Source organism: Enterobacter sp. KB-221C9 (genome assembly GCF_041320715.1).
GTDB lineage: Bacteria > Pseudomonadota > Gammaproteobacteria > Enterobacterales > Enterobacteriaceae > Enterobacter > Enterobacter asburiae_D.
The window spans coordinates 50,070-62,648 of the sequence record NZ_JBGIWG010000020.1 but is presented as its reverse complement, the minus strand read 5'-3'; the positions used below and the strand labels follow the sequence as shown (position 1 = coordinate 62,648).

Genomic DNA, 12,579 nt, shown 5'->3' with positions numbered 1-12,579 from the left:
ACAACATTAAGTTCGAGAATCACCCCGAGTTTAAGAACCCACACCATTATGAATCTTACCGAATTAAAGAATACGCCGGTTTCTGAGCTGATCACTCTCGGCGAAAATATGGGGCTGGAAAACCAGGCTCGTATGCGCAAGCAGGACATCATTTTCGCCATCCTGAAGCAGCACGCTAAGAGTGGCGAAGATATCTTTGGCGACGGTGTGCTGGAGATATTGCAAGACGGATTTGGTTTCCTCCGCTCTGCAGACAGCTCCTACCTCGCCGGCCCTGACGACATCTACGTATCCCCTAGCCAAATCCGCCGTTTCAACCTCCGCACTGGTGACACCATTTCAGGTAAGATTCGTCCTCCTAAAGAGGGTGAACGCTACTTTGCGCTGTTGAAAGTTAATGAAGTTAACTACGACAAACCGGAAAACTCGCGTAATAAGATCCTCTTTGAGAACTTAACGCCGCTGCACGCGAACTCTCGCCTGCGCATGGAGCGTGGTAACGGTTCTACCGAAGACTTAACCGCACGTGTTCTGGATCTGGCATCGCCAATTGGTCGTGGCCAGCGTGGTCTGATTGTGGCACCGCCGAAAGCGGGTAAAACCATGCTGCTGCAGAACATCGCGCAGAGCATCGCTTATAACCACCCAGACTGCGTGCTGATGGTGCTGCTGATTGACGAACGTCCGGAAGAAGTGACCGAGATGCAGCGTCTGGTGAAAGGTGAAGTGGTTGCTTCTACCTTCGACGAGCCAGCATCTCGCCACGTTCAGGTTGCGGAAATGGTTATCGAGAAGGCGAAACGCCTGGTTGAGCACAAGAAAGACGTGATCATCCTGCTCGACTCCATCACCCGTCTGGCGCGTGCCTACAACACCGTGGTTCCGGCGTCCGGTAAAGTGCTGACCGGTGGTGTGGATGCTAACGCCCTGCATCGTCCGAAACGCTTCTTCGGTGCTGCACGTAACGTGGAAGAGGGCGGCAGCCTTACCATCATCGCGACGGCGCTGATCGATACCGGTTCAAAAATGGACGAAGTGATTTACGAAGAATTTAAAGGTACAGGTAACATGGAACTGCACCTTTCTCGTAAAATCGCTGAAAAACGCGTCTTCCCGGCTATCGACTACAACCGTTCCGGTACCCGTAAAGAAGAGCTGCTCACCACCCAGGAAGAGCTGCAGAAAATGTGGATCCTGCGCAAAATCATCCATCCAATGGGTGAAATTGACGCGATGGAATTCCTCATTAACAAACTGGCGATGACCAAAACCAACGACGATTTCTTCGACATGATGAAACGCTCGTAACGCAAATAAAGCCAGCGAACGCCACGTTTTTACGTGGCGTTTTTCTTTTATGGACTATACGCTAGTACCATCTACTCCCAATTTTGACTGGTCAGTGCGACAATAAGATAATTCGCACAGTAAAAACATTAATAGCTTGAATAATAAACAAATGGAACTGAAAGAGGTTTGCTTTATAACTTCAGGCTCAGCGCCTTGATGGTTATACTTCCTTGACTAACATTTGTTGAGAACATCCATTGTGAACCTACTTGATACGTTTACTGAACTAACCAGTATTTTCTTGTTTACCACCTGCTTTTTGTTTCTGGCACGTAAGGTGGCGAAATATCTGGGGTTAGTGGATAAACCCAACTTCCGTAAGCGTCATCAAGGCATGATCCCTTTGGTCGGGGGCATCTCTGTTTTCGCGGGGATCTGCTTCACGTTCGCCATTGCGGATTACTATATTCCACATGCCAGACTGTACCTGACCTGCGCGACGGTGCTTGTGGTGGTTGGCGCTCTTGACGATCGTTATGATATTAGCGTCAAAATCCGCGCCTTCGTTCAGGCCGCTGTGGCTATTGCTATGATGGTGTTCGCTAAGCTGCACTTGAGTAGCCTGGGCTATATTTTTGGCTCCTGGGAGATGGAACTCGGTCCGTTCGGCTATTTCCTGACTCTTTTTGCCGTGTGGGTGGCGATTAACGCGTTCAACATGGTTGACGGTATTGATGGTTTGCTGGGAGGCCTGTCCTGCGTCTCATTTGCCGCAATTGGTTTGATTTTATGGTTCGATGGGCAATACAGCCTTGCTATGTGGTGTTTTGCCATGATTGCGGCCATCCTGCCTTATATCCTGCTAAATCTCGGCGCATTGGGCCGACGCTATAAAGTATTCATGGGTGATGCGGGTAGCACGCTTATCGGCTTTACCATTATTTGGATCTTGCTGGAAACTACTCAGGGTGATGTTCACCCCATTAGCCCGGTAACGGCATTATGGATTATCGCTATCCCGTTAATGGATATGGTTGCGATTATGTATCGCCGCCTGCGTAAAGGGATGAGTCCTTTCTCTGCTGACCGTCAGCACATTCATCATTTGATCATGCGAGCCGGATTCACTTCCAGGCAGGCATTTGTGCTTATTACGCTGGCGGCTGCTATTCTAGCGGCGATTGGCGTGACGGCGGAATATACACATTTTGTGCCTGAATGGGCTATGTTGGTATTGTTCTTGCTAGCTTTTTCTCTCTACGGCTACTGCATCAAGCGCGCATGGAAGGTAGCACGCTTCATTAAACGTATTAAGCGCAGGATGCGTCGTAACAGTGGCAAACATACAACATTAACTAAGTAAAACCGGGACTATGATGACTCAACCGTTGGCGGGAGCGAAATCAGTGGTAACTGAGAATGAGCTGGATATTCGGGGTTTGTTTCGCGTGTTATGGGCAGGCAAACTTTGGATTGCGGGGATCGCGCTGGGGTTTGCAGTGTTAGCGCTGGCCTATACGTTCTTTGCAAAACAAGAGTGGAGCGCCACGGCAATCACGGACAGGCCAACGGTTAACATGCTCGGGGGGTACTATTCCCAGCAGCAATTCCTGCGAAACCTGGATATCAAAGCCAATCTTGCCACACCTGACCAGGCTTCCGTTATGGATGAAGCCTATAAAGAGTTTGTAATGCAGCTGGCTTCGTGGGATACGCGTCGCGACTTCTGGTCCCAGACGGATTACTACAAGCAGCGCCGGGTTGATAACACCAAAGCCGATGCCGCCCTGCTGGACGATCTCATTAACAATATTCAATTTATGCCGGGCGATGCGCTACGTAACGTCAACGACAGCGTCAAGCTGATTGCAGAAACCGCGCCGGACGCCAACAACCTGTTGCGCCAGTACGTCGCGTTTGCCAGCCAGCGTGCCGCAAGCCATCTGAATGAAGAGCTTAAAGGTGCCTGGGCAGCCCGCACCATCCAGATGAAAGCCCAGGTGAAACGTCAGGAAGAGGTGGCAAAAACCATTTTCGGTCGCCGCGTGCATAACATTGAGCAGGCGCTGAAAATTGCGGAACAGCACAATATTTCCCGTACTGAGACGGACGTGCCGGCTGATGAACTGCCTGACTCTGAAATGTTCCTTCTTGGTCGCCCTATGCTGCAGGCGCGTCTGGAAAACCTGAAGGCCGTAGGGCCTGATTTTGACCTCGATTACGATCAAAATCGCGCGATGCTTAATACGCTTAATGTCGGCCCATCCATGGATCCGCGTTTTCAGACCTATCGTTATTTGAGAACGCCTGAAGAACCTGTAAAACGCGACAGTCCGCGCCGCGCATTCCTGATGATCATGTGGGGGATTGTGGGCGCACTCGTTGGTGCTGGCGTGGCGTTAACGCGTCGTCGTACAAACTAAGAACGCCGTTTACGATGAAGGCTACGGCCTTCATCGCCTAATCGAAGAGAATCGATGTGAAAGTACTAACCGTATTTGGCACCAGACCGGAGGCCATAAAGATGGCGCCTCTGGTTCATGCGCTGGCCAGCGATCCTGATATTGAAGCGAAAGTCTGCGTCACGGCCCAGCACCGTGAAATGCTCGACCAGGTTTTAACGCTCTTTTCCATCGTCCCGGATTACGATCTGAATATTATGAAACCGGGGCAAGGCTTGACGGAAATCACTTGCCGCATACTGCAAGATCTCAAGCCCATCCTGGAGTCATTCAAGCCCGACGTCGTGCTGGTGCATGGTGATACCACAACAACGATGGCAACAAGTCTGGCTGCGTTTTACCAGCGTATTCCCGTCGGCCATGTTGAGGCGGGTCTGCGTACCGGCAACCTTTATTCACCGTGGCCGGAAGAGGCCAACCGTACGCTGACCGGCCATCTGGCAATGTACCACTTTGCGCCAACCGAGAACTCGCGTCAGAACCTGCTGCGCGAAAATATTGTCGATAACAAAATCTTTGTGACCGGCAATACGGTTATTGATGCGTTGATTTGGGTACGTGACCGCGTCCTGGCAAACAGCGAATTGCAGGAACAACTTGCCGCCCGCTATCCATTCCTGAATAACGGCAAAAAAACCATTCTGGTTACTGGCCACCGTCGCGAAAGCTTTGGCCGGGGTTTTGAGCAAATCTGCCACGCGCTGGCTGAAATCGCCGCGCAGAACGACGATGTGCAAATTGTCTATCCGGTACACCTTAACCCTAACGTCAGCGAGCCGGTGAACCGCATCCTGGGCCATGTCGAAAATGTTCTTCTGATTGAACCTCAGGACTACATGCCGTTTGTCTGGCTGATGAACCATGCCTGGCTGATCCTCACCGATTCCGGCGGCATTCAGGAAGAAGCGCCCTCTCTCGGCAAACCGGTACTGGTGATGCGTGAAACCACTGAACGTCCGGAAGCGGTGAAAGCGGGGACGGTGCGTCTGGTTGGCACCAACGCGCAACTCATCGTCGAAGAGGTCACGCGCCTGCTGCACGACGATGAAGCGTATCAGGCGATGAGCCGAGCCCATAATCCGTATGGAGACGGGCAGGCTTGTGGTCGTATTTTGCATGCACTTAAACACAATCGGGTATCGCTATGAGTTTTACTACCATCTCTGTCATTGGTCTTGGCTACATTGGCTTGCCTACCGCGGCGGCGTTTGCCTCTCGTCAAAAACAGGTTGTCGGTGTGGATATCAACGCACGCGCGGTGGAAACCATTAACCGTGGCGAAATTCATATTGTGGAGCCCGATCTTGACCGCGTGGTGAAAGAGGCGGTGGAGGGCGGTTTCCTGCGTGCCAGCACGACCCCAGTTGAAGCGGATGCCTACCTGATTGCCGTCCCTACCCCGTTTAAAGGCGACCACGAGCCGGATATGGTTTACGTCGAGGCGGCGGCAAAATCCATTGCACCCGTGCTGAAGAAAGGGGCGCTGGTGATCCTTGAATCGACCTCTCCGGTTGGTGCTACCGAGCAGATGGCACAGTGGCTGGCCGAGGCGCGCCCTGATTTACGTTTCCCGCAGCAGGCGGGTGAGCAGGCGGATATCAACATCGCCTACTGTCCGGAGCGCGTGCTGCCGGGTCAGGTCATGGTCGAATTGATTAAAAACGACCGCGTGATTGGCGGTATGACGCCCGTCTGTTCCGAACGAGCCAGCGCGCTCTATAAGATTTTCCTCGAAGGCGAGTGTGTGGTGACCAACTCCCGCACCGCCGAGATGTGCAAGCTGACGGAAAACAGCTTCCGCGACGTCAATATCGCCTTTGCGAACGAACTGTCGCTGATCTGCGCCGATCAGGGGATTAACGTCTGGGAGCTGATTAGCCTGGCGAATCGCCATCCGCGCGTCAACATTCTCCAGCCCGGCCCGGGCGTGGGCGGACACTGTATCGCCGTCGATCCGTGGTTTATCGTGGCGCAGAATCCGGCGCAGGCGCGCCTGATCCGTACCGCGCGTGAAGTGAACGACAGCAAGCCTCACTGGGTGCTCAATCAGGTTAAAGCGACGGTTGCGGATTGTCTGGCAGAGAGCGGCAAGCGCGCCAGCGAGCTGAAAATTGCCTGCTTTGGTCTGGCATTTAAACCGAACATTGACGATCTGCGTGAAAGCCCGGCAATGGAAATTGCTGAGATGATTGCCGAATGGCACAAGGGCGAAACGCTGGTGGTTGAGCCGAATATCCATGAGTTACCGGCAAAACTGGCGGGGCACTGCACGCTGACTGCGCTGGACGACGCGCTGGCGGCGGCGGACGTGCTGGTGCTGCTGGTGGATCATAAAGAGTTTAAAGCGACGTCCGGCGATGCCGTTCGTCAGCAGTATATTGTGGATACCAAAGGTGTCTGGCGTTGAATAGCCTGAATGGGGTGCTCGAGTCCCTGCAGTGGGAGAGTGCCTTTTTCGGCCTGCCGTCGGCCATCGTGCGTCTGCGCGATGACGCGCCGGTGCTGGCTGAATCAGATTTTATCGCCTGGCAACGGGTGCAGGCGAAGATCCCAGCGGAGCGTGCCGATCTGCTTGACGCGCTCCAGCAACACGGCTTTCAGCTGGTTGAAGGTGAGGTCGATCTTTCCATTACCCTCACCCGGCATGATGCATCCGGCGCGGAAATCGCAACGGATCAGGACATCCCCGTGCTGCGTCAGATGGCGACCCGGGCGTTTGCGCAGAGCCGCTTTCGTACGCCCTGGTATGCGCCTGACGATAGCGGGCGTTTCTATGCCCAGTGGATAGAGAATGCGGTCAAAGGTACCTTTGACCACGTCTGCCTGGTTTTCCGTGCAGGGGACGGTCAAATCCAGGGGTTCGTCTCGCTGCGTAAGCTCAACGAGCGCGAGGCGCGCATTGGCTTATTAGCCGGGCGCGGCATGGGTGAAAAACTTATGCAGGCGGCGCTGCACTGGGCGCAGCAGCAGCAGCTTGTGGCGCTGCGGGTCGCGACCCAACTGGGCAACACCGCCGCGCTTAAACGTTATATTGCGAGTGGTGCCAACGTCGACGCCACCGCCTACTGGTTATACAGGTGACAAGATGATTCCATTTAACGCACCACCCGTTGTCGGAACTGAACTCGACTATATGCAGTCTGCCATGGGCAGCGGCAAACTCTGCGGTGACGGCGGTTTTACCCGTCGCTGTCAGCAGTGGATGGAGCAGCATTTTCACAGCGCCAAAGTGCTGCTGACCCCGTCCTGTACGGCATCGCTGGAAATGGCGGCGCTGCTGCTGGATATCCAGCCCGGCGATGAAGTGATCATGCCGAGCTATACCTTCGTTTCCACGGCGAATGCGTTTGTTCTGCGCGGGGCGAAAATCGTCTTTGTGGATATCCGCCCGGACACCATGAACATTGATGAGACGCTGATCGAAGCGGCGATTACCGACAAAACGCGCGCGATCGTGCCGGTTCACTACGCGGGCGTGGCCTGTGAAATGGACACCATCATGGCCATCGCTAAAAAACATAATCTGTTCGTGGTGGAAGATGCCGCGCAGGGCGTGATGTCTACCTACAAGGGACGCGCGCTGGGCACGATTGGCCACATTGGCTGCTTTAGCTTCCACGAAACCAAAAACTACACAGCGGGCGGAGAAGGTGGCGCGACGCTGATTAACGACCGGGCCCTCGTGGAGCGGGCGGAAGTGATCCGCGAAAAAGGCACCAACCGCAGCCAGTTCTTCCGGGGTCAGGTAGACAAATACACCTGGCGCGATATCGGCTCCAGCTATCTGATGGCGGATCTGCAGGCGGCGTACCTGTGGGCGCAGCTGGAAGCGGCGGAACGTATCAACCTTCAGCGTCTTTCCCTGTGGCAAACGTATTACGATGCGCTTGAGCCTCTGGCCAAAGCCGGGCGTATTGAACTGCCGACCATCCCGGCAGATTGCGTCCACAATGCGCATATGTTCTACATCAAGCTGCGCGATAACGACGATCGCAGTCAGTTAATTGCCTGGCTGAAAGAGGCCGAAATTATGGCGGTGTTCCACTATATTCCTCTGCATTCCAGCCCGGCCGGAGAAGCGTTTGGGATGTTCGCGGGTGAAGACCGTTACACCACCAAAGAAAGTGAGCGTTTGCTTCGTTTGCCACTGTTCTACAATCTCGCGCCTGTTAACCAGCGTACGGTGATTAATACCCTTCTGAGTTATTTCGGCTGATATGTCTCTGGCAAAAGCATCGGTGTGGACCGCCGCGTCCACGCTTGTAAAAATTGGCGCCGGGCTGCTGGTCGTCAAGCTGCTGGCCGTCTCATTTGGCCCCTCAGGCGTGGGGCTGGCGGGTAATTTCCGCCAGCTTGTCACCGTCCTTGGGGTGCTGGCCGGTGCCGGTATCTTCAACGGCGTGACCAAATACGTTGCGCAGTATCACGATGATGCGGCTCAGCTGCGCAGGGTGGTGGGCACCTCCTCGGCGATGGTCACGGGTTTTTCGACCCTGATGGCGATTGTTTTTCTGGTGGCGGCGGCCCCCATCAGCCAGGGGTTGTTCGGGCACACCCATTACCAGGGGCTGGTGCGTCTGGTCGCGTTGGTTCAGATGGGCATTGCCTGGGCTAACCTGCTGCTGGCGCTGATGAAAGGATTTCGTGATGCTGCGGGGAACGCGCTTGCCTTAATCCTGGGCAGCGTCATCGGCGTGATTGCCTATTACTTCTGCTTTCGCCTGGGCGGCTATGAAGGCGCACTGCTTGGGCTGGCGCTGGTCCCGGCGCTGGTTGTTGTGCCTGCGGCGTTCATGCTGATGCGTCGGGGCGTCATCCCTCTAAGCTACCTGAAACCGCAATGGGATAAGGTGCTTGCCAGCCAGCTGGGTAAATTTACCCTCATGGCGCTCATCACTTCCGTCACGCTGCCGGTGGCCTACGTGATGATGCGAAACCTGCTGGCGGCGCATTATAGCTGGGATGAAGTGGGGATCTGGCAGGGCGTAAGCAGTATTTCCGACGCCTATCTCCAGTTTATTACGGCTTCCTTTAGCGTTTACCTGCTGCCAACCTTATCGCGTCTGACGTCCAGACAAGAAATAACGCGTGAGATTTTCCGATCGCTGCGCTTTGTGTTACCCGCTGTGGCGGCTGCCAGCTTTACCGTTTGGTTATTGCGCGATGTCGCCATCTGGCTGCTGTTCTCGGCGAAGTTCACCGCCATGCGCGATCTCTTTGCCTGGCAGCTGGTGGGTGATGTACTGAAAGTGGGTGCTTACGTTTTCGGCTATCTGGTGATTGCAAAAGCGTCCCTGCGGCTGTATGTCCTGGCGGAAATTAGCCAGTTTGCGTTACTGACAGCATTTTCACACTGGCTGATACCTGCGCACGGTGCGCTGGGGGCGGCTCAGGCCTACATGGCAACCTATATCGTTTATTTCGCCGCCTGTTGCGGCGTATTTTTATTGTGGCGTAAACGCGCATGACTGCACTGATTCACATCCTGGGATCGGATATCCCACACCATAACCAGACCGTTTTGCGGTTCTTCAACGACGAGCTGGCATCGGGTAATCCTGATGCGCGTGAGTTTATGGTTGCAGGTCAGGATAAGGGCCTGAGCGCAGCATTTCCGGCGCTAACTGTTCGCTTCTGGCCGGATAAGGCCGCGCTGGCGAAGGCGGTTGTTGCCAAAGCCAAAGCGGATCGTAAGCAACGTTTCTTTTTCCACGGGCAGTTCAATACCGGCCTGTGGCTGGCGCTGCTCAGCGGGGGGATTAAACCCTCCCTGTGCAGCTGGCATATCTGGGGAGCCGATCTCTACGAAGTCTCCCGCGGCTGGAAATTCCGTCTTTTCTATCCCCTGCGCCGCATGGCGCAGGGGCGCGTAGGCAGTGTGTTTGCCACCCGTGGCGATCTCAACTATTTTGCTAAACAGCACCCGAACGTGCGCGGCGAGCTACTCTATTTCCCAACCCGCATGGATCCTGCGCTGAACGCCATGACGAATGACACGGTGCGTGAAGGCAAGCTAACGATCCTGGTGGGGAATTCCGGCGATCGCAGTAACGAACACGTCGCGGCGCTCAGGGCGGTGCATCAGCAGTTCGGCGACGCGGTGAACGTGGTGGTGCCGATGGGCTATCCCGCCAACAACGACGCCTATATTGATGAGGTTCGCCAACAGGGACTTGCGCTGTTTAGTGCAGAAAATCTGCACATCCTCAGCGATAAGCTGGAATTTGATGAATATCTTGCGCTGCTGAGAAAATGCGATCTTGGCTATTTCATCTTTGCCCGGCAGCAGGGAATTGGCACACTGTGTTTGCTGATTCAGGCGGGTGTACCGTGCGTGCTCAACCGCGACAACCCATTCTGGCAGGACATGGCCGAACAGCATCTTCCGGTGCTGTTCACTACCGATGTGCTCAATGAAGAGGTTGTTCGGGAAGCTCAGCGGCAGCTGGCTCTGGTGGATAAAAATTCCATCGACTTCTTTAGCCCGAATTACATTACGCCGTGGCACCGCGCGCTGCGTATCGCAGCAGGAGACAAAGCATGAGTCAGTTGCAATTCAGCGGCTTACTGGTTGTCTGGCTTCTGAGCACTCTGTTTATCGCCACGCTTACCTGGTTTGAATTCCGCCGGGTGCGTTTCAACTTTAACGTGTTCTTCTCGTTACTGTTTCTGCTGACCTTCTTTTTCGGCTTCCCGCTAACCAGCATTCTGGTCTTCCGTTTTGACGTGAGCGTCGCGCCGCCGGAAATCCTGCTCCAGGCGCTTCTGGCGGCGACCTGCTTCTATGCGGTTTACTACGTCACCTATAAAACGCGTCTGCGTTCAGCACAGGCTACTGCCCCGCGTCGGGCGCTTTTTACCATGAATCGGGTGGAGACCCACCTGACGTGGGTGATGCTGATGACCATCGCCCTGGTCAGCGTCGGTATCTTTTTCATGCATAACGGCTTCCTGCTGTTTAAGCTCCACTCCTACAGCCAGATTTTTTCGGCTGAAGTCTCGGGCGTGGCGCTTAAGCGTTTCTTCTACTTCTTCATTCCGGCGATGCTGGTGATCTTTTACCTGCGTCAGGACAGCAAAGCGTGGCTGTTCTTCCTGGTCAGTACCGTCGCGTTTGGCATCCTGACCTACATGATTGTGGGCGGCACGCGCGCGAACATTATTATCGCCTTCGCGATCTTCCTGTTTATCGGCATCATCCGCGGCTGGATCTCGCTGTGGATGCTGGTTGCGGCAGGGGTGTTTGGCATTGTGGGGATGTTCTGGCTGGCGCTGAAGCGCTACGGGATGAACGTGGCGGGCGATGAGGCGTTTTACACGTTCCTCTACCTGACGCGCGATACCTTCTCGCCATGGGAAAACCTGGCATTGCTGCTGCAAAACTACGACAAGATTGATTTCCAGGGGCTGGCGCCGATTGTTCGCGACTTCTACGTCTTTATCCCTTCATGGCTATGGCCGGACCGGCCTGGCGTGGTGCTTAACACGGCAAATTACTTTACCTGGGAAGTGCTGAACAACCATTCCGGTCTGGCAATCTCGCCAACGCTGATTGGTTCCCTGGTGGTGATGGGAGGGGCGTGGTTCATTCTGCCCGGGGCGGTTGCCGTGGGGCTGATTATCAAGTGGTTCGACTGGCTTTACGTGCGTGGCAACGAAGAGACCAACCGCTATAAAGCCGCCATTTTGCACAGTTTCTGCTTTGGTGCCATTTTCAATATGATCGTTCTGGCGCGCGAAGGGCTGGACTCGTTCGTGTCGCGCGTGGTGTTCTTCATGGTCGTTTTCGGCGTCTGCCTGTTACTGGCCAAACTGCTGTACTGGCTGTTTGACAGCGCAGGGCTTGTGCACAAGCGCGAGCGGCAGGGCAGCACAACGCTGTCGCAAGTCTGAGTAAGGATAGTAATGACTGATAAAATTTCTGCACCGCGCTATGCGCTCCGTGGCCTGCAGCTTATTGGCTGGCGCGACATGCAGCACGCGCTGGACTTTCTGTTCGCCGACGGCCAGATGAAATCCGGTACGCTGGTGGCCATCAACGCGGAAAAAATGCTGGCGGTTGAGGATAATGCGGAAGTCAAAAGCCTGATTGAAGCGGCTGAATTTAAATACGCGGACGGGATCAGCGTGGTCCGCTCTATCCGTAAAAAGTATCCTGACGCTAATGTTTCCCGCGTGGCGGGTGCCGATCTCTGGGAGCAGCTTATGGCCCGCGCAGGTGCGCAGGGCACGCCCGTGTTCCTGATTGGCGGGAAGCCGGAGATACTGGCCCAGACGGAGGAGAAACTGCGTCGTCAATGGAATGTTAATATCGTCGGCAGCCAGGACGGTTACTTCAAACCGGAAGATCGGCAGGCTCTGTTTGAGCGCGTTCGTGACAGCGGGGCGAAAATTGTCACCGTGGCGATGGGGTCCCCGCGCCAGGAGCTCCTGATGCGCGACTGCCGTCTGGTCTGTCCGGATGCCCTCTACATGGGCGTCGGCGGCACGTACGACGTCTTTACCGGCCACGTTAAGCGTGCGCCAAAGGTCTGGCAAAATCTGGGACTAGAGTGGCTGTACCGCCTGCTATCGCAACCGACGCGCATTAAACGACAGATCCGTCTGCTTCGCTACCTCACCTGGCATTACACCGGGAAAATGTAATCAAAATGTAGCGCGATATGCTATTCGCGCTGCAACTCGCCTGCAAAACTGCTGATAATCTGTGCAATGCATTCATTTTTTTAATGCATCGTTTGCCATTTGGCAGATTTTAAGAAACCATTCGCTCCGTATTTTAGTACCCCTAAAAAACAATACCCGGTCTTAAGCCGGGAAACAGCAA

General features: G+C 54.7%; 11 protein-coding genes. All 11 read left to right on the top strand.

Features of this window, described 5'->3' with window-relative positions:
- Window positions 1-48: 48 nt before the first annotated feature.
- The gene (rho, locus tag AB8846_RS21560) at window positions 49-1,308 is read left to right on the top strand and encodes a transcription termination factor Rho (RefSeq protein WP_001054528.1); all 1,260 of its coding nucleotides are present in this window, start codon (window positions 49-51) and stop codon (window positions 1,306-1,308) included.
- Between the two features lie 241 nt (window positions 1,309-1,549).
- Window positions 1,550-2,653 (top strand): UDP-N-acetylglucosamine--undecaprenyl-phosphate N-acetylglucosaminephosphotransferase, encoded by a 1,104-nt coding sequence (wecA, locus tag AB8846_RS21555; RefSeq protein ID WP_370733651.1) that lies wholly within the window; start codon window positions 1,550-1,552, stop codon window positions 2,651-2,653.
- Window positions 2,654-2,666: 13 nt separating this feature from the next.
- Window positions 2,667-3,713 carry an ECA polysaccharide chain length modulation protein gene (gene wzzE, locus AB8846_RS21550; RefSeq protein ID WP_370733650.1) on the top strand — a complete coding sequence of 349 codons (1,047 nt, stop codon included), beginning with the start codon at window positions 2,667-2,669 and terminating at the stop codon, window positions 3,711-3,713.
- A gap of 56 nt (window positions 3,714-3,769) precedes the next feature.
- Window positions 3,770-4,900, top strand: a complete 1,131-nt coding sequence (gene wecB / locus AB8846_RS21545) for a non-hydrolyzing UDP-N-acetylglucosamine 2-epimerase (protein ID WP_370733649.1) — start codon at window positions 3,770-3,772, stop codon at window positions 4,898-4,900.
- Window positions 4,897-6,159: a UDP-N-acetyl-D-mannosamine dehydrogenase gene (gene wecC / locus AB8846_RS21540; RefSeq protein WP_063145035.1), complete on the top strand. Its 1,263-nt coding sequence runs from the start codon at window positions 4,897-4,899 to the stop codon at window positions 6,157-6,159. The genes wecB and wecC overlap by 4 nt, the downstream gene beginning before the upstream one ends.
- A complete protein-coding gene (gene rffC / locus AB8846_RS21535) occupies window positions 6,156-6,833 on the top strand; it encodes a dTDP-4-amino-4,6-dideoxy-D-galactose acyltransferase (protein WP_370733648.1) in 678 nt (225 codons plus the stop codon). The genes wecC and rffC overlap by 4 nt, the downstream gene beginning before the upstream one ends.
- Before the next feature lie 4 nt (window positions 6,834-6,837).
- Window positions 6,838-7,968 carry a dTDP-4-amino-4,6-dideoxygalactose transaminase gene (rffA, locus tag AB8846_RS21530; RefSeq protein WP_370733647.1) on the top strand — a complete coding sequence of 377 codons (1,131 nt, stop codon included), beginning with the start codon at window positions 6,838-6,840 and terminating at the stop codon, window positions 7,966-7,968.
- A 1-nt stretch (window position 7,969) separates the two neighbouring features.
- Complete coding sequence (gene wzxE, locus AB8846_RS21525; RefSeq protein WP_370733646.1) at window positions 7,970-9,220, top strand: lipid III flippase WzxE; 1,251 nt, start codon at window positions 7,970-7,972, stop codon at window positions 9,218-9,220.
- Complete coding sequence (locus AB8846_RS21520; protein WP_370733645.1) at window positions 9,217-10,296, top strand: TDP-N-acetylfucosamine:lipid II N-acetylfucosaminyltransferase; 1,080 nt, start codon at window positions 9,217-9,219, stop codon at window positions 10,294-10,296. The genes wzxE and AB8846_RS21520 overlap by 4 nt, the downstream gene beginning before the upstream one ends.
- The gene (wzyE, locus tag AB8846_RS21515) at window positions 10,293-11,645 is read left to right on the top strand and encodes an ECA oligosaccharide polymerase (RefSeq protein WP_370733644.1); all 1,353 of its coding nucleotides are present in this window, start codon (window positions 10,293-10,295) and stop codon (window positions 11,643-11,645) included. Before AB8846_RS21520 ends, wzyE begins: the two co-directional genes overlap by 4 nt.
- A gap of 12 nt (window positions 11,646-11,657) precedes the next feature.
- Window positions 11,658-12,398 (top strand): lipopolysaccharide N-acetylmannosaminouronosyltransferase, encoded by a 741-nt coding sequence (gene wecG / locus AB8846_RS21510; protein ID WP_370733643.1) that lies wholly within the window; start codon window positions 11,658-11,660, stop codon window positions 12,396-12,398.
- The last annotated feature ends 181 nt before the right edge of the window (window positions 12,399-12,579 follow it).